Origin of the sequence: Tenacibaculum sp. 1_MG-2023, from assembly GCF_030547425.1 — a bacterium.
In the GTDB taxonomy this organism is placed as follows: Bacteria; Bacteroidota; Bacteroidia; order Flavobacteriales; family Flavobacteriaceae; genus Polaribacter.
In genome coordinates this window covers 104,509-122,055 of record NZ_JAUORH010000007.1, presented here as the reverse complement: position 1 = coordinate 122,055, position 17,547 = coordinate 104,509, and the positions used below count along the sequence as shown (strand labels likewise).

Genomic DNA, 17,547 nt, shown 5'->3' with positions numbered 1-17,547 from the left:
TAAAACAACGATATATGAAAATATTAGTTTGTATCAGTCACGTACCTGATACTACTTCAAAAATCAACTTTACTGATGACGATACAAAGTTTGATACTAACGGGGTTCAATATGTTATAAACCCATACGATGAGTTTAGTTTAACTCGTGCAATGTGGTTTAAAGAAAAGCAAGGAGCAAGTGTAACTGTAGTGAATGTTGGAGGAGTTTCTACAGAGCCTACTTTACGTAAAGCTTTAGCAATTGGTGCAGATGATGCAATTCGCGTAAATGCTGAGCCAACTGACGGATTTATGGTGGCTAAAGAATTAGCCGAGGTTGTAAAAAACGGAGGATATGATTTAGTGTTAGCAGGAAAAGAGTCTGCTGATTATAATGGACAAATGGTTCCTGGAATGTTAGCTTCTTTGTTAGATTTTAACTTTGTTAATGGATGTGTTGGTGTTGAAATAGACGGAACGAATGCTACTTTAGATAGAGAGATTGATGGAGGTGAAGAAAAAGTGTCTTCAACGCTGCCAATGGTAGTTGCAGGCCAAAAAGGAATTGTAGAAGAAAAAGATTTACGTATTCCTAATATGAGAGGTATTATGATGGCACGTAAAAAGCCACTAAATGTAGTTGAGCCTACAGGAGCAACAGCAGCAACAGCTACTCAAAATTTTGAAAAACCAGCACCAAAAGGAGCGGTTAAATTGGTTGATAATGTTGATGATTTAATTGATTTATTACATAACGAAGCGAAAGTAATTTAATCAGTTAACCTGTTTTAATAGAGTTCAAAAGAAAAAATAAAAATATTTGTTAGTGTTTAAGACTAAGAAACTAACCACTAACGACTAAAAAAATAAATAAATATGTCTGTATTAGTTTTTGCCGATTCATCGGAAGGAAAATTCAAAAAAACAGCTTTTGAGGTTGTCTCATACGGAAAGAAAGTAGCAGAGCAATTAGGAAATGATTTAGTAGTATTAACTATTAATGGAGGAGATGCATCTGAATTATATACTTACGGAGCAGAAAAAGTAGTAGAAGTAAAAAATGGTTTAACTTCTTTTAATGCTAAAGGGTATGCTTCAATTATTAAACAAGTAGCAGAAGCAAAAGGAGCAACTACAGTAATTATTGATTCTAGTGTTGATGGACTAACATTAGCACCATTAGTAGCAGTTGCTTTAGAGGCAGGATATGCTTCAAATGCTGTAGCGTTACCAAGCAGTACAAGTCCTTTTGTTGTTAAGAGAAAAGCATTCTCAAATAAAGGATTTAACAACACTGAAGTTTCAACAGATAAAAAAGTAATAGGTGTTGCTAAAAACTCTTACGGAGCACATGAAAATGCAGTAAGTGGTTCTGCTGAAGGTTTTGATGCTACATTACCTGAATTAGGAGTAAAATCTGAAAATATTAATAGAGCAACAGGTAAAGTTACTATTGCTGATGCTGACATCGTAGTTTCTGCAGGAAGAGGTTTAAAAGGACCTGAAAACTGGGGGATGATTGAAGAATTAGCTGATGTTTTAGGTGCAGCAACAGCATGTTCTAAGCCAGTATCTGATTTAGGATGGCGTCCTCACAGTGAGCACGTTGGTCAAACAGGTAAACCAGTAGCTTCTAACTTATATATTGCTATAGGTATTTCTGGAGCAATTCAGCATTTAGCAGGAATTAATGCTTCAAAAGTAAAAGTAGTAATCAATACAGATCCTGAGGCACCTTTCTTTAAAGCTGCTGATTATGGTATTGTAGGGGATGCTTTTGAAGTTGTACCTCAGTTAGTAGAAAAATTAAAAGCTTTTAAACAAGCATAAAATAGTGGTAATTTATTCTTTTTCTAGAAATTAGAGTTCAACTCATAATTTTTAGTAAATTGTGCCCACCTTAGAAGGCTGTCTAAAATTTTAAGCAAAAGGCCTAAATTTAGACAGTTTTTTGTATTTTATGATGATTGATTGTACATGAGTTTAATTAAACTAACTATAAAAGGAATTTCGTATAGCCAAACGCAAAGTGGGGCATATGCTTTAGTGCTGAGTGAAATGGAAGGAACCAGAACACTTCCTATAATCATAGGAGCATTTGAAGCACAATCAATAGCAATAGCATTGGAAAAAGAAATTCGTCCGCCAAGACCACTTACTCACGATTTATTTAAAACGTTTTCTGATCGATTCTCCATCACTGTTAAGCAAGTAATTATACATAAATTAGTTGATGGTGTATTTTATTCAAGTTTAATTTGCGAACGAGAAGGAGTAGAAGAGGTTATTGATACTAGAACGTCAGATGCAATAGCATTGGCTGTTCGATTTGAAGCTCCAATTTTTACCTATGAAAACATTTTAGATAAGGCAGGTATTTATCTAAAATTAGATGAAGAATTAACAATTGAAGAAGATTTAGAATCAGATGAAGACGAAATCGAGTTTTCAATAGAAGAAGAAGAAGGGAGCTACTCACACTTATCACTTAAAGAATTACACGAACAACTTAACGATGCTGTAGCCAATGAAAACTACGAGTTGGCAGCTAGAATTCGTGATGAAATCAGCAAACGTTCTTAATTTAAAATATTAAAAATGAAGAAACTATTTACCTTCATAATGCTTTGCGTTACGATGATAACTTTTAGCCAAAGCATTGAAAAAAAGTGGAATTTTTCATCAATTACAACAACAGAAGGAGATTCTATTGTTTCTGTAGATCCTACAGACGTTTTTACTTTATCAGAAGGGAACTTTACATACTCATTAGTAGAAAAAGATAGTTTACAAGCTTCAGGAAACTATATTCATCAAAACAACTTATTAATTTTTAACTACAAACAACCTAACGATACAGTTCGTTATTATAATGTGGTTGAATTAACAGATGAAATTTTAATACTCTCAGAAAAAAATATACTTTATAATTTTACAACAGAACCAGTAGTTGTTTTAGGAAAAGAGGTTGAAGAAGTAGTAGAAAGTAAAAATGAAATAATTCCAAGCCAAGGTTTCTCAATGCAAAGTTTATGGAGAGGAGCTTTAGGAATGATAACGTTACTAATTATTGCTTTTTTATTTAGTGCAAACCGAAGAGGTATTGATTGGAAAACAGTAGGATTAGGATTAGCTTTTCAGTTATTAATAGCAATTGGGGTATTAAAAGTTCCTTTTGTACAAAAAACATTTGAGCTAGTAGGAGGTTTATTTGTAAGTGTATTAGATTTTACAAGAGCAGGAAGTGAATTTTTATTCAGCGGTTTAGTAGCAGATATGGACTCATTTGGATTCATTTTTGCATTTCAAGTATTACCTACAATTATATTTTTCTCAGCACTAACGTCAGTATTGTTTTACCTAGGGCTAATTCAAAAAATAGTAAAAGGGTTGGCTTGGTTACTGTCTAAATTTTTAAAAATTTCTGGAGCTGAGAGTTTATCAGTAGCAGGAAATATTTTCTTAGGTCAAACAGAAGCACCTTTGTTAATTAAGGCGTATTTAGAAAAAATGAACCGTTCTGAAATTCTATTAGTAATGATAGGAGGAATGGCTACTGTAGCAGGAGCAGTTTTAGCAGCTTATATTGGCTTTTTAGGAGGAGATGATGAAATGTTACGTTTACTATATGCAAAACACTTGTTAGCAGCGTCAGTAATGGCAGCGCCAGGAGCAATTATCATTTCAAAAATATTATATCCACAAACCGAAAAAGTAAATACAGATGTACAAGTTTCATCAGAAAAAATTGGTTCAAATATTTTAGATGCTATAGCCAATGGAACAACAGAAGGTTTACAGTTGGCAATGAATGTAGCAGCAATGTTATTAGTGTTTATTGCATTCATAGCCATGATAAATGGTGTTTTAGGAAGCTTAGGAGGTTTTGATGGAATTGAATACTTCAGTTGGAAGTTTACTTCTTTAAATGAATTAATTGCAGAGGCAACACCTTATGAGTCATTATCATTAGAATTTATTTTAGGATATGCTTTTGCGCCCTTAATGTGGTTAATTGGAGTAGCTAAAGAAGATATGGCATTGATGGGGCAGTTATTAGGTATTAAATTAGCTGCGAGTGAGTTTGTAGGGTATATTCAATTAGCAGAATTAAAGGATGTAGCAAGTGCTACACACTTAACTTATAGTAAGTCAGTAATTATGGCTACTTATATGTTGTGTGGTTTTGCAAATTTTGCTTCTATTGGAATTCAAATTGGAGGAATTGGTTCATTAGCTCCAGGACAACGTAAAAATTTATCTGAATTTGGTATGAAGGCTTTAATTGGTGGGACGATTGCTTCGTTGATGTCGGCAACCATTGCAGGAATGATAATAGGTTAGCATATTTTACAGAGATAAATATTTTGTTAATTACTTGTTTTTTAGGTTTATAGTTTTGTTTGTTCACTTTTTTTGATATATTTATATCAATATTAACCCTCGAAATTATAATCTATAATGAAAAAATTAAAAAATTTAAACGGAATTAAACTTTTATCAAAAAACGAGCAAAACGAAATTAATGGAGGTCGTTATACCTACTGTAAAGGAAATAACATGTGTTGTACAAGATTTGCAAGCGGTTATGAATTTTGCGATTATGGTTATTGCCAAAGTAATGGAAATTGTATTTGGGCGTAATTATAGTTGATAAAACGTATTTTGAATATAATTTTTAAAAAAAGCATCTACTTTTTTGTAGATGCTTTTTGCTTTTGTAATGTTTTTGGGTTAATCATTGTCGCTAAAATGTTCTTTTATTTGCTTGTATAAATAAACTTGTTTGGATTTATTATTACTTATTTGTTCAGTAAAATTAATATAATTGAGGCTAGCTCTTTTGAGCTCTGTTTGTATTTCGTTTTTATTAAGTTTTTTATTTCTAGTCAAATGTAATAAGTAATGAACAGTACGTTTCAATATGTTTTCGGCTTCTTCCATTTGCTCTAGCTCTTTATAAGTATTTGCTAAGTTGTTACATGAAATAATATATACTTGAATAAAAGGAATTTTTAGACGTATGCACTCTTGAAGGTGATTGTTTAGTACTTCTGCTCTGTATAATGCATTTTTATAGTTGTTCAGGGCTAGTTTATAATTCTTCTTATTAAAAAAATCATTCGCTAAATTAGTTAGTGTTTTCCAATGGTTTTCTACGTTGTTTATGCAAAAATCACTCATGTTATTTTAAATTTTTATTGGCAAAATCCCAGTTTATGATTTCCCAAAAAGCTTCTATAAATTTTGGACGAGCATTTCGATAATCTATATAATACGCATGCTCCCATACATCAAGTGTTAGTATCGGTTTTTTGTCTTTAGTTAAAGGGGTGTGAGCCTCTTTCATAGGAATAATTTCCAATTTCCCCTCTTTATTTTGCGCTAACCACGTCCAACCACAACCAAAAAGTTTGGCAGCTGTAGTAGAAAACTGTTCTTTGAAATGTTCGAAACTACCAAAATCTCTTATAATAAGTTTTGCAATTTTACCATAAGGCAATGCTCCACCATTTGGGGATAACGAATTCCAAAAAAAGGTATGATTCCAGTGTTGAGCAGCGTTATTAAACAACGGGAAGTTATTTTCTTTATATCCTTGTAGAATTATTGTTTCAATGTTAGAGTTTTGAAAAGAGGTGTCTTTTATTAAATTTTTAAGATTGTTAACATAAGCTGCATGATGTTTTCCGTAATGATACTCAAAAGTTTCTTCAGAAAGAATAGAGTTAAAAGCGTTTTTGTTGTAAGGTAAATCTGGAAGTTTTAGTGATATTTTCATTGGTTTTTACTTTTATGTTTTAAAAATTTAATTGCTTTTTTGAGTGATGTTATTTTATGCAGTTCTTGTGTTGCCTTATCCATGTTTGTACGTATTAACCCCGTTTTTTTAATATGCCGTTCTAAGTGCTTTTTGTTCTTTTCTAATAGTTTTATAGCATAATTCATAACCGATAACATTTCGTTGTTTTGCTTGCAAAATTAAAAAGTTAGATTGATCTAACAAATTTATTTTGTGTTTAATTTTCAGTTTATCAAGAAAAATAGTTTAATTGCTATATTTGCTGCATGGATTCATTAGTAGAAGAAAATTATCTTAAAGCGTTATTTTACCTCTCTAACGAGAAAAGAGAAGTAAGTGTAAATGAACTTTCTAAACAATTGGATATAAAAATGCCAACAGTAACGAGTATGATGAAAAAGTTGGCAGGAAAAAAATTAGTAAGCTATGAAAAATATAAACCCATTCGTTTAACAGTTTTAGGACAGAATAAAGCTGTTGCTGTTATTAGAAAACATCGTTTAACAGAAATGTTTTTGGTAGAAGTTATGAGTTTTGGGTGGGAAGAAGTACATGATATTGCTGAACAGATAGAACATGTTGATTCTCCTATCTTTTTTAAAAAGATGGATGAAATATTAGGATATCCTTCTTTTGATCCACATGGTTCACCAATTCCTGATGTTAATGGAAAAATACCGGCTAAAACCTACTATAAATTAAGTGAATATAAAGGAGGAGATGTAGTAAGGTTGAAAGCTGTTGCTAACTCCTCTGCTGATTTTTTACGTTTTTTAAATAGTAAAGGTTTATCGTTAGAAACAATAATTGAGGTACTTTTGGTAGAGTCTTTTGATGGAACCATGACTCTTGCTTATAAAGACAAAAAAGAAGAAGTGCTAAGTAAAGTAGTTTGTGATAGATTATTGGTTGAGAAAAATTAGAAAACAGTTGATAACTTATTAATATAATTTTAAAAGCATTTATATTTTTTGTAGATGCTTTTTTATTTTTACGTTGTTAAACAATCCAACAATTTTAACGGTTAAAAGCAGAAGGATGAAGCAGTATCATGATTTAGTAAAGCATGTTTTAGATAACGGAAACGAAAAAGGAGATAGAACAGGAACAGGAACAAAAAGTGTTTTTGGGTATCAAATGCGATTTGATTTAAATGAAGGGTTTCCTATGGTAACAACTAAGAAGTTACACCTAAAATCAATTATATATGAATTATTATGGTTTATAAAGGGTGATACTAATGTTAGGTATTTGCAAGAAAATGGTGTGCGTATTTGGAATGAATGGGCTGATGATAACGGTGATTTAGGTCCGGTGTATGGACATCAATGGCGTAACTGGAATAGTGACGAGATAGATCAGTTGAAAGAAGTGATTGAAACGTTAAAAAGCAATCCAAATAGCCGTAGAATGTTAGTGTCTGCATGGAACCCTTCAGTTTTACCAGATACTTCAAAATCATTTGCAGAAAATGTAGCGAATGGAAAAGCCGCACTTCCTCCATGTCATGCATTTTTTCAATTTTATGTAGCTGATGGAAAACTTTCATGTCAATTGTATCAGCGTAGTGCAGATATATTTTTAGGAGTTCCTTTTAATATAGCATCGTATGCGTTGTTTACTATGATGGTTGCACAAGTTTGCGGTTACGAAGCAGGAGAGTTTGTCCACACATTTGGTGATGCACATATTTATAATAATCACATGGATCAGTTAGAGTTACAATTATCACGTGAACCTAGATCTCTTCCGAAGATGAAAATTAATCCAGCAATAAAAAATATTGAAGACTTCATTTTTGAAGATTTTGAATTAGTTGGTTACAATCCTCATCCGCACATAAAAGGAGTTGTAGCAGTATAATTTAACTTTATTTTATACATATTGTTTAGTAGCTTTGTAAGAAACTACCTAAAAAGTTATAAAATGAATACAGACGTTGATGTTTTAAAAGAAGATCTCTACGATAAAATAGCAGAAATTAATGATGAAAATGTATTAAGAGCAATTCATACGTTGGTTGACAATATGAGAAATGAAACTTTTGAAGAAGCTACTACAGAAAAAAGAGATCTTACAGGATATATTAAAGAATGGGTGAAAAGTATGTAACCCACTCAAACTAAATTTATGATTACACTCATAGCTGCAATTGCAAAAAATAATGCTTTAGGAAAAGATAATGACTTAATTTGGCACTTACCAGCCGACTTAAAACGTTTTAAAAAAGTTACTACAGGACATGCTATTTTAATGGGACGTAATACTTTTGAAAGTATTGGTAAACCTTTACCTAACCGTACATCAATAATTATTACCCGAAATAATAACTACTTTGTAGATGGATGTTTAATAGCTAATAGTATTGAGCAAGCTATAGAATTAACAGAAGGAAAGGATGCATTTATCATTGGGGGAGCACAAATTTACAAGGAAGCTTTGAAGCAAAACTTAGTTGATAGGCTAGATATTACTGTTTTATATCATGAGTTTGAAGCAGACGCTTTTTTTCCTGAAATTGATAAAACTATATGGAAAGAAGTAGCTCGAGAAGATTTTAAAGCAGACGAGAAAAATAAATACGACTATAGTTTCGTTTCTTATGAGAAACATTAATTATTGTCATTCTGAATTTATTTCAGAATCTCATCATTATACTTAGAAAGACCGAAATGTCAATAGAACTTACTTCAATAACAAAAACATACGGAATACAAAAAGCAGTTAATAATATTTCTTTTTCAGCACAAAAAGGAGAAATAGTAGGTTTTTTAGGTCCAAATGGAGCAGGGAAGTCTACAACAATGAAAATCTTAACGGGGTTTATTCAACCTTCAAAAGGAGCTGTGTTGGTAAGTGGAATTGATGTAATCTCAAACCCTATTGAAGCGCAAAAAAACATAGGCTATTTACCAGAACATAATCCGTTGTATTTAGATATGTATGTGCGAGAATATTTACAGTTTCAGGGATCTTTATACAACGTAGAAAGGCCCAAAATAAATGAGATTGTTGAAAAAGTAGGATTAACGATTGAGGCACATAAAAAAATCAATCAATTATCAAAAGGATACCGTCAACGTGTAGGATTAGCAGCTGCTATTTTACACAATCCTGAAGTCTTAATTCTAGATGAACCAACAACAGGATTAGACCCAAATCAATTAGTTGAAATACGTCAATTAATAAAAGAACTAGGAAAAGATAAAACAGTATTATTGTCAACACACATTATGCAAGAAGTAGAAGCAATGTGTGACAGAGTTATAATTATCAATAAAGGTGAAATAGTAGTCAATAAACCTATTTCAGAACTTAAAACGGATAATGAGCAAGTAATCAAAGTAACGTTTGATTATAAACTAGAAGAGCAATTTATCAAACGCCTACCTAACATAGCATCTTATAAAAACACCTTAGAAAATAACTGGATATTAACCTTTAATACTTCAGAAGATATGCGTCCGGTAATTTTTGATTTCGCACAAGAAAACGGTTTGAAAATTCTTGGATTAAATGCAGAAAACAAAAATTTAGAAAACCTATTTAGGGAGTTAACTCAATAAAAATTGATAGAAGAAGAAAAACTAAATAAACAAGTATAAGCTCTTTAATAAAAAAAATTAGAAGAAAAACCTCTTTACATACTGTGCGTAAAGAGGTTTTTGTTTGGTTTTCGTTAAATTTAAAATTTCCTATTTAAAAAAGTAAGGGTGATTTCCCCCTTTTTACTACCTATAATTCTATTTAATTTTTTTAGGAGAAACTACTTTTATAAAAGAGTTTTTCATTGCGGTTACTCTTCGTAAGAGAGGTTAATTTTACAATGTCTGATTGCTAACCCTTCAATCTACAAGCAAAAACTAACCAAACTTACTATCAAATGATTTTTGAAATATTACAAATCATTACCGAGGAATTAAACACCTATTTCGACGAAAAAGCCGTAGACTTATCAAATATAGCTATGGCTGAAGGAGATGGGAATTCACCAGGTAATACTCCAGATATTTCATTAACTTTAATTAATACACAAGAAGAATTTGCGTTAAAAAATACTTCCAATAATCGTGTAGAAGGAACTTCAGTTAGTTATAGAAACCCAAAAGTATATTTAAATCTTTATGTTTTATTCAGTGTAGATAAATCTAGTTATGCTGAATCGTTAAAGAGTTTAACAAAAATATTAGCCTTTTTTCAAGGAAAAAAAGTATTCACACATCAAAACACCAATTTTGAAGAGATAGATGGACTAGGGGACTTAAAGACCTTTAAGTTTATTACACAATTATATACCCCTTCGTTTGAGGAGTTGAACTACATATGGGGAACCTTAGGAGGTAAACAATATCCATCTGTACTTTATAAAATAACATTACTAGAAATAGAAAGAGATATTGTAACTAAAGAAGGTACTGTAGTCTCTGGTATTGAACAACAATCAATAATTAAAAATTAAAAGGTTATGTATAAAACATTGTTCAATATCAATATATACCACGCATACTTTCTAAATGAAGGAGAACGAACTTTTTTCGAGTTAAATGGAGGAAATAATGGGACAATACCGCTTACAGATGAAGAAAAAAAACGTATAGAAGAACAATATAATATTAGCAAATTTTTATCAATTCAACCTACAAAAGAGACTAAAAAAAGTTTAAAAAACCATAGACTATTACTTAGAAACCATAAAAAAGGAATTCGAATAGTATCAGAAACTTTAGAAGTAATTGCAGAAGAAGGAAACCAAGAGGTAAAAAGATATAGTCCAATTATTACATTATCTGATTCGCTAACGTTAACTTTTTACTTAAAAGTACACCATCCTTATTTTGAAAACTATTCTAACATAATTGAAAAAAAAGAGCAGCAGTTATATTATTTATCAAACAAAAGCTCCTCAGCTATCAATTTATTTGAAACAATCTCAGAGGTGAAAAAATGGAGCTCATTTTTGATTTCAGATAGTGAAACAAGAAAGCTATTACATCAAATAGAAAGTGAAAAGGAGTTTGATACAACTACACCAAACTTAGTAACTATAGCAAATATAGAAGTATCAGAATTAGATGTTATAGAGTCTAAAATAACAAACGCTATTCCTTTAACTAAAGAAGAAGAAAAGGTGATAGATACTATCAATTCTTTTGTGAGAAGAATTAAAAATAGCGGGGTAATAGGTATTGTTCAAATCCAGATATCAGGAGATAACAACACTAGCCTAACAGAAGAAGTACTAGTTAAGAATGAGCAAACAGAATTGTTTGATGTACCAAAACAATGTTTATTAGAGGAATTTCCTCAGTTTGCTATTTGTATTGAAAATAGATCCACTTTTTGGCGTTACACAAAAAGAAGTGAAAACCTCGTAATGACTACGTCAGAAGAAAAACCTTTGACATTTAATGGACGTGTAGAGATAGACAAACAAGATGTCTCACCACAACCACAAGACGATTATTATTTCCCTAATCCTACTCCAGAAAGTATTAAGAAAGAGTCGCAAGATTATTATTCGGAAGTATTTATATAAACAAAAATTAAAATTTAAAACAAGTAATTATGTCAGCGTACAAAACACCAGGAGTCTACGTAGAGGAAATTGTAAAGTTTCCGCCTTCGGTAGCTCAAGTAGAAACAGCAATTCCAGCTTTTATTGGTTATACCGAGAAAGCTAAAAAGAAAGAGGATAATGACTTATTGTTAGAACCTAAGAGGATTACTTCAATGTTGGAATATGAAACATATTTTGGGTTTTCTGAAAAAGAAACAACGATTGGAGTTAATGTAACAAATGCCAATCAAGCAAACGAAGAAGTTTTAGTAACACAACCAAGCAATCCATCTCCTTTTAAAATGTATTATAATATGCAAATGTACTTTGCAAATGGAGGAGGACCATGTTACGTAACTTCAGTAGGAACTTATACTTCAGCAAGAACCAATAATAATACGAATCCCATACTTCTTGAAGAGGTAGGGAATAATGGATTTAAAGGGTTAAAAGAAGGTTTAGAAGCAATAGAATATATAGACGAAGTAACCCTGCTTGTGTTTTCTGATGCAACTTCACTAACATCAGACGCAGACTTTTATAGTTTATATTCATTAGCGCTTACTCAGTGTAATAAACTACAAGACCGTTTTGCAATTATTGACACCTATTCAGATAAAGAATATGATGATGGAGGAGGGGATGTAGATCCGGTAGAAGCTCTTAGAAGTAAACTATCTTTAGGAAAAGATTATTTAAAATATGGAGCAGCATATTTTCCGTATTTAAATACAATTTTAGATTTTTCTTACGATGAAGATAGTATTGATATCCAAGGATTAGAAGAAAGCTTGTCAGTACAAGCGGATAATGTAATCGATGGAATAAATTTAACAGAACTAGATGGGTTATTGACTGTATTGGTTGATACAAAAAATGCTATTGATGGGGCAGGTAATGAAGTAGCATTAACGTTTAAAAATGATGCAATTTCTAGCGTTAAGAACATTATTAGCTATTTAGAAGACATTACTACATCAATTAATGACTTGGTTTCTGAAGCGGAAGACTCAGGAGAAGCCTCTTTAACAGCACCAAGTACAAGTATGACAACTTGGATGGACAGTAATCTAGAAGCTATTCTAGCCGACTTACACGGTAAAATATTTAAACTACAACAAGATGATACAGAAGGAAAATTAATAGGAAGCTTAACTTCTAATGCGACAAATGTTTTTGATTTATTAGGTATTACTGATGAGGTAGATATGACTAATAATGGAATTTATACAAGTTTGGAAAATCAAACAACAACAAATGAGTTATTTGCTTTAAAAGGAGCAATAGATGGTTTAGGAGGTGTTACGACATTACCCTCATTGGCTGATTTAAAAGTTGATAACAACGCGTTGTATAACAAAATAAAATCAGAAATAGGATTGTTACCTGTTAAGCTAGCACCAAGTGCAACAATGGCAGGGATTTATGCTAAAGTAGATTCAGACAGAGGGGTATGGAAAGCACCTGCGAATGTTGGGTTAAATTATGTATATGCTCCATCTGTTAATATATCGCATGATGCACAAAAAGATTTAAATGTAGATACAGTAGCAGGGAAATCAATCAACGCTATTAGATCATTCGTTGGAAAAGGAAACTTAGTTTGGGGAGCAAGAACCCTTGCAGGAAATGATAACGAGTGGAGATATGTATCAGTAAGACGTTTTTTCAATATGGCAGAAGAATCAATTAAAAAGGCCTCTGAACAATTTGTCTTTGAACCTAATGATAAAAATACTTGGGTACGTGTAAAAGCAATGATTGATAATTTCTTAACACAACAATGGAGAGCTGGAGCACTTGCAGGGCCTACGCCAGAAAAAGCGTTTTATGTAAGTGTTGGTTTAGGAGAAACCATGACTACTCAAGATGTTTTAGAAGGGAATATGATAATAGAAATTGGTATGGCAGTAGTACGTCCAGCTGAATTTATCATCCTTAAATTCTCTCACAAAATGCAAGAAGCATAAGTAAATTAACTAACCAAAAATTATAAATAAAAAAATAAAGAGTCATGGCAGAGTCATATCCAATGCCAAAGTTTTCCTTTGAGGTAACCTTTGGAGACACGAAATTTAATTGTACAGAAGTATCAGGGTTAAGTTTCGATAATAAAGTAATAGAGTATCGTGGAGGAGCAGATAAAGAATACCACAAATCAAAACAACCTGGGTTGTTCGAGTATAGTAATATTACTATGAAACGAGGAACCTTTGTAGATGAAAGCAAGCAATTTTATAAGCAATGGGCTAAAACGGTTTATTTCCAAGAAGGAGGAGAGCAGTTTAGAGGAGATTTAACCATTAAATTATTAGATGAAAATGGAGACCCAGCAGTAGTATGGGAAGCTCAGAATGCATACATCACTAAAGTACAACCTACAGATTTAAAAGCTGATGGTAATGAAATAGCTATCGAAACCGCTGAGTGGGCTATTGAGAAATTAAAAATGTCATCGTAATGAACTATCATCCGCCAGTAGGTTTTAGTTTTAAAGTAGAGTTTGAAGATATTTCAACTTCACAAGGAGACAATTCATTTCAATCAGTTTCAGGTCTTTCAGTAGACCTTGAAACTGAAGAAATAACCGAAGGAGGAGAAAATAGGTTCAAGCATACAATACCTGTACGTTCTAAATATCCAAACTTAGTATTAAAAAGAGGAATGCTTGTCGATTCGGAAGTGATTAAGTGGTGTAAAGACGCTCTAGGAAACTTCGAAATACAACCTGTAAATATTAATGTAATGTTATTGGGTGAAGATGAGCAAACCATACAAACTTGGAATGTAAAACATGCATACCCTGTAAAATGGAATGTAGGTGATTTTAATGCTGAAGAAAGCAAACTAGTTATTGAAACACTTGAATTAAGCTACAATTATTTTAAAATAGTATAAAATGCCTATTACTATCAAAGAGTTACATATTAAGATTAATGTGGATGAAAAATCAGTATCACAAGGAAAAACGAGTGGATCAAAAAATGGAAATACTGCAGCTATTGTTACAGCCTGTGTTGAAGAAGTAATGGACATTTTGGAAAGACAAAAACAACGATAATGAGTCAAGGAGAGTTAAAAAAACTAGTCATAAAAGCGTACAAGGATATAGGTTTTACCGATGAAGTTGCAGATGGAGAGTTTGCAACATTAGTAAACCCAGAAAAGTATTTGATTGCCTATAAACCTGAGTATGATGAAGAACAAGGGCAAGGTACAAGCGCAACACAACCAAGTTTTACAAGAATCGCTCCACAAGAACTAGACTTGGACTTGTTATTTGATAGTAGTGGAGTTATAGATGGTAACCCTGATTTAAAAGATGGGATTATTGATAAAATAGAAGCCTTTAAAAAAATCGTATTCGATTACAGCGGAGAAGAACACAAGCCTTATTATTTAATGATTAAATGGGGAGCGTTACTTTTCAAAGGCTCTTTAGTTGACCTTTCTATTGAATATAGATTGTTCGCACCAGACGGAACACCTTTACGTGCCAATGCAAAATTAAAAGTAAAAGGAACTGTTGATGATGATTTACGAGTAGCAAGAGAAAACAACCAATCGCCAGACTTAACACACTATCGTAAAGTAAAATCGGGAGATACTTTACCGCTAATGTGTCATCGTATTTATGGTGACTCAAAGTATTATTTAGAAGTAGCTCGGGTTAATAAAATAATGCAGTTTAGAAAATTACAACCAGGACAAGAAATTTTTTTTCCACCCTTACAAAAATTCGCATAAATGAATAATACAGGAACCATACAGACTTCAAAAAGTGCCGATTTAGTCACTTTTAAGATCTTAATTGAAGGAGAAGAGCTCTCAAAACAATACGAGGTAAAAAGTATTACTGTAGCTAAGGAAGTAAATAAAATACCTACAGCTCAGTTAGTTTTACTAGATGGAGATGCTTCTCAAAGAGATTTTAAGTTAAGTAACGAAGAGTTGTTAATTCCTGGGAAAGAAATTGAGATTACTGCAGGATATCATTCAGATGAAGAAACCATATTTAAAGGAATTGTTATCAAGCATAATCTAAGAATTAGAGCAAACTCAGCACAACTAATAGTTGAGTGCAAAGATGAAGCGGTAAAAATGACGGTAGGTAGAAAAAGTAAGTATTTCTACGAAAGTACCGATAGCGACATTTTTGAAGAAATTATAGGGAATTATAGCTTATCTAAAGATGTAGAAGCTACCAATTATAATCATGCAGAATTAGTACAATACAATGCGTCAGATTGGGATTTTGTGGTTTCAAGAGCCCAAGCAAATGGGAAATTGTGTTTTGTAGATGATGGAACGATTACCATAGCCAAACCCAATGTGAGTCAATCAGAAATTGAAACTGTAACCTTCGGAGGTTCCTTATTAGACTTTGATGCAGAAATAGATGCACGTCATCAAGTTAAAAAAGTAGCAGCTTATAGTTGGAATCATGCCGACCAAGAAGTGGTTGAGATTGAAGGGAAAGATCCAAGTGTAAGTTTAAACGGAAACCTATCTGTTTCAGACTTAAACAAAACAATAGGTTTAGAAAGTATGGAGTTACGACATGGTGGTGTGGTAACCGACACCGAATTACAAGATTGGGCAGATGCTAAATGGTTATTTCAACAATTAGCCAAAGTAAGAGGACGTGTAAAATTTCAAGGAATCCCATCAGTGAAACCAAACACCATTTTAAAACTAGAAGGTGTAGGAGACCGATTTAACGGAAATGTATATGTAACAGGAGTTCAACATGTTATTTCAGAAGGAAATTGGGTAGCCAATGCACAATTTGGCTTATCAACAGAGTGGTTTTCTGAAACCTTTGAAATCTCAGCAAAACCAGCTTCAGGATTATTGCCAGCCATTCAAGGTTTACAAGTAGGAATTGTTTCTCAATTAGAAGAAGATCCTGACGGAGAAGACAGGATTCTAGTGCAAATTCCCATAGTAAATAACGAAGAAGAAGGTATTTGGTGTAGAGTAGCTTCACCCGATGCAGGAGATAGTAGAGGTATTTTCTTTCGTCCAGAAATAGGAGATGAGGTGATTGTAGGGTTTATCAATGAAGACCCTAACGATGCCATTGTTTTAGGCATGTTGCATAGTAGCGCAAAACCTTCACCGATTACAGCAACAGACGACAATCATGAAAAAGGAATCATTACAAGAAGTGAGATGAAAGTGTTGTTTGATGATGATAAAAAAATAATCACGATTGAAACACCTGCAGGGAAAATTATTTCACTTGATGAAGATGAAGGAGCCATAACAATTGAAGATGATAACTCTAATGTAATAACTATAAACGGTGACGGAATATCAATGGAAAGTGCAGGAGATATTTCATTAAAAGCATCAGGAGATGTGAATATTGAAGGGACAAATGTGAGTATAGCAGCCAATGCAGAATTTAAAGCAGAGGGTAGTGCTGGAGCGGAAGTTTCAACAAATGCTATAGCTGTTTTAAAAGGTTCATTAGTCCAAATAAATTAAAAAAATGGGAAACCCAGCAGCAAGAATAACAGATATGCATGTATGTCCAATGGTAACAGGAACGGTTCCTCACGTTGGAGGACCAATTTTACCAGCGGGAGAACCTACCGTACTAATTGGAGGATTACCTGCGGCAAGAGTAGGTGATATGGCAACATGTACTGGACCACCAGACAGCATAGTCGCAGGATCAGGAACAGTATTAATCGGCGGAATGCCAGCAGCAAGAATGGGAGATAGTACTTCACATGGAGGAACTATTGTACTAGGAGAAGCAACAGTTTTAATAGGGTAACAATGGAAAATAAAAAAGCATTTTTAGGAATAGGTTGGGATTTTCCACCAGAGTTTTCAAAAGATCTAAGCGAAGTTGTCATGATTTCTGAAGAAGAAGATATTAAAAGTAGCTTGGAAATATTGTTAACTACCAGATTAGGAGAACGTGTAATGCTACCTAATTACGGTTGCAACTTACAAGAGCTTCTTTTTGAAAAGTTAGATAGAACGCTAATAACCTATGCCAAAGAATTAATAGAAACAGCAATTTTATATCACGAACCTCGAATAGATGTGATTCATATTGATGTTTCAGAAACAGACCCTTTAGAAGGAATGTTAATAATAAAAATAGAATACAGAGTTAGAGCTACCAATAGTAGAACGAATGTTGTTTTCCCTTTTTATAAAGGAGAAGGAACCGATATAAATTAAGA

The 17,547-nt window shown here is 32.6% G+C and carries 22 protein-coding genes; 20 read left to right on the top strand and 2 right to left on the bottom strand.

The window, feature by feature from the left end; translation table 11 throughout:
- Window positions 1-14: 14 nt before the first annotated feature.
- From Q4517_RS06935 to Q4517_RS06915, 5 genes are all read left to right on the top strand, one after another.
- On the top strand, window positions 15-755 hold the full coding sequence (locus Q4517_RS06935; protein ID WP_303507776.1) for an electron transfer flavoprotein subunit beta/FixA family protein: 741 nt from the start codon (window positions 15-17) through the stop codon (window positions 753-755).
- 102 nt (window positions 756-857) lie between these two features.
- Window positions 858-1,811: an electron transfer flavoprotein subunit alpha/FixB family protein gene (locus Q4517_RS06930; RefSeq protein WP_303507774.1), complete on the top strand. Its 954-nt coding sequence runs from the start codon at window positions 858-860 to the stop codon at window positions 1,809-1,811.
- 147 nt (window positions 1,812-1,958) lie between these two features.
- Window positions 1,959-2,564: a bifunctional nuclease family protein gene (locus Q4517_RS06925; protein ID WP_303507772.1), complete on the top strand. Its 606-nt coding sequence runs from the start codon at window positions 1,959-1,961 to the stop codon at window positions 2,562-2,564.
- Window positions 2,565-2,579: 15 nt separating this feature from the next.
- Window positions 2,580-4,325, top strand: a complete 1,746-nt coding sequence (locus Q4517_RS06920; protein ID WP_303507770.1) for a NupC/NupG family nucleoside CNT transporter — start codon at window positions 2,580-2,582, stop codon at window positions 4,323-4,325.
- 117 nt (window positions 4,326-4,442) lie between these two features.
- Window positions 4,443-4,625, top strand: a complete 183-nt coding sequence (locus Q4517_RS06915; protein ID WP_303507767.1) for a hypothetical protein — start codon at window positions 4,443-4,445, stop codon at window positions 4,623-4,625.
- Window positions 4,626-4,715: 90 nt separating this feature from the next.
- Here Q4517_RS06915 and Q4517_RS06910 read toward each other — a convergent pair whose 3' ends face one another.
- On the bottom strand, window positions 4,716-5,165 hold the full coding sequence (locus Q4517_RS06910) for a tetratricopeptide repeat protein (protein WP_303507764.1): 450 nt from the start codon (window positions 5,163-5,165) through the stop codon (window positions 4,716-4,718).
- Between the two features lies 1 nt (window position 5,166).
- On the bottom strand, window positions 5,167-5,757 hold the full coding sequence (locus tag Q4517_RS06905) for a superoxide dismutase (RefSeq protein ID WP_368506464.1): 591 nt from the start codon (window positions 5,755-5,757) through the stop codon (window positions 5,167-5,169).
- 293 nt (window positions 5,758-6,050) lie between these two features.
- On the opposite strand from Q4517_RS06905, the gene Q4517_RS06900 reads away from it, so the two are divergent.
- The 15 genes from Q4517_RS06900 to Q4517_RS06830 all read left to right on the top strand — a co-directional run bounded on the left by Q4517_RS06900 (window position 6,051) and on the right by Q4517_RS06830 (window position 17,545).
- Window positions 6,051-6,707 carry a metal-dependent transcriptional regulator gene (locus tag Q4517_RS06900; protein ID WP_303507760.1) on the top strand — a complete coding sequence of 219 codons (657 nt, stop codon included), beginning with the start codon at window positions 6,051-6,053 and terminating at the stop codon, window positions 6,705-6,707.
- 115 nt (window positions 6,708-6,822) lie between these two features.
- Window positions 6,823-7,647: a thymidylate synthase gene (locus Q4517_RS06895; RefSeq protein ID WP_303507758.1), complete on the top strand. Its 825-nt coding sequence runs from the start codon at window positions 6,823-6,825 to the stop codon at window positions 7,645-7,647.
- Window positions 7,648-7,710: 63 nt separating this feature from the next.
- The gene (locus tag Q4517_RS06890) at window positions 7,711-7,896 is read left to right on the top strand and encodes a hypothetical protein (RefSeq protein WP_303507756.1); all 186 of its coding nucleotides are present in this window, start codon (window positions 7,711-7,713) and stop codon (window positions 7,894-7,896) included.
- Between the two features lie 18 nt (window positions 7,897-7,914).
- Window positions 7,915-8,400, top strand: coding sequence for a dihydrofolate reductase (locus Q4517_RS06885; protein WP_303507754.1), 486 nt, complete (start codon window positions 7,915-7,917; stop codon window positions 8,398-8,400).
- A 56-nt stretch (window positions 8,401-8,456) separates the two neighbouring features.
- Window positions 8,457-9,350, top strand: coding sequence for a gliding motility-associated ABC transporter ATP-binding subunit GldA (gene gldA / locus Q4517_RS06880; protein ID WP_303507752.1), 894 nt, complete (start codon window positions 8,457-8,459; stop codon window positions 9,348-9,350).
- A gap of 317 nt (window positions 9,351-9,667) precedes the next feature.
- Window positions 9,668-10,243, top strand: coding sequence for a DUF4255 domain-containing protein (locus tag Q4517_RS06875; protein ID WP_303507750.1), 576 nt, complete (start codon window positions 9,668-9,670; stop codon window positions 10,241-10,243).
- A gap of 6 nt (window positions 10,244-10,249) precedes the next feature.
- Window positions 10,250-11,320 (top strand): hypothetical protein, encoded by a 1,071-nt coding sequence (locus Q4517_RS06870; RefSeq protein WP_303507747.1) that lies wholly within the window; start codon window positions 10,250-10,252, stop codon window positions 11,318-11,320.
- A gap of 29 nt (window positions 11,321-11,349) precedes the next feature.
- On the top strand, window positions 11,350-13,311 hold the full coding sequence (locus Q4517_RS06865) for a phage tail sheath C-terminal domain-containing protein (protein WP_303507744.1): 1,962 nt from the start codon (window positions 11,350-11,352) through the stop codon (window positions 13,309-13,311).
- A 44-nt stretch (window positions 13,312-13,355) separates the two neighbouring features.
- Entirely contained in the window at window positions 13,356-13,802 is a 447-nt protein-coding gene (locus Q4517_RS06860) for a phage tail protein (RefSeq protein WP_115901846.1), read from the top strand.
- Window positions 13,802-14,239: a phage tail protein gene (locus tag Q4517_RS06855; protein WP_115901847.1), complete on the top strand. Its 438-nt coding sequence runs from the start codon at window positions 13,802-13,804 to the stop codon at window positions 14,237-14,239. The genes Q4517_RS06860 and Q4517_RS06855 overlap by 1 nt, the downstream gene beginning before the upstream one ends.
- A 1-nt stretch (window position 14,240) precedes the next feature.
- Window positions 14,241-14,402 (top strand): DUF5908 family protein, encoded by a 162-nt coding sequence (locus tag Q4517_RS06850; protein ID WP_303507737.1) that lies wholly within the window; start codon window positions 14,241-14,243, stop codon window positions 14,400-14,402.
- Window positions 14,402-15,088 (top strand): LysM peptidoglycan-binding domain-containing protein, encoded by a 687-nt coding sequence (locus Q4517_RS06845; protein WP_303507735.1) that lies wholly within the window; start codon window positions 14,402-14,404, stop codon window positions 15,086-15,088. The genes Q4517_RS06850 and Q4517_RS06845 overlap by 1 nt, the downstream gene beginning before the upstream one ends.
- Entirely contained in the window at window positions 15,089-16,834 is a 1,746-nt protein-coding gene (vgrG, locus tag Q4517_RS06840) for a type VI secretion system tip protein VgrG (protein WP_303507733.1), read from the top strand. It begins immediately after the preceding gene.
- A 4-nt stretch (window positions 16,835-16,838) separates the two neighbouring features.
- On the top strand, window positions 16,839-17,129 hold the full coding sequence (locus Q4517_RS06835; RefSeq protein WP_099215617.1) for a PAAR domain-containing protein: 291 nt from the start codon (window positions 16,839-16,841) through the stop codon (window positions 17,127-17,129).
- Window positions 17,130-17,131: 2 nt separating this feature from the next.
- Window positions 17,132-17,545, top strand: a complete 414-nt coding sequence (locus Q4517_RS06830; protein WP_303507728.1) for a GPW/gp25 family protein — start codon at window positions 17,132-17,134, stop codon at window positions 17,543-17,545.
- Window positions 17,546-17,547: the final 2 nt, after the last annotated feature.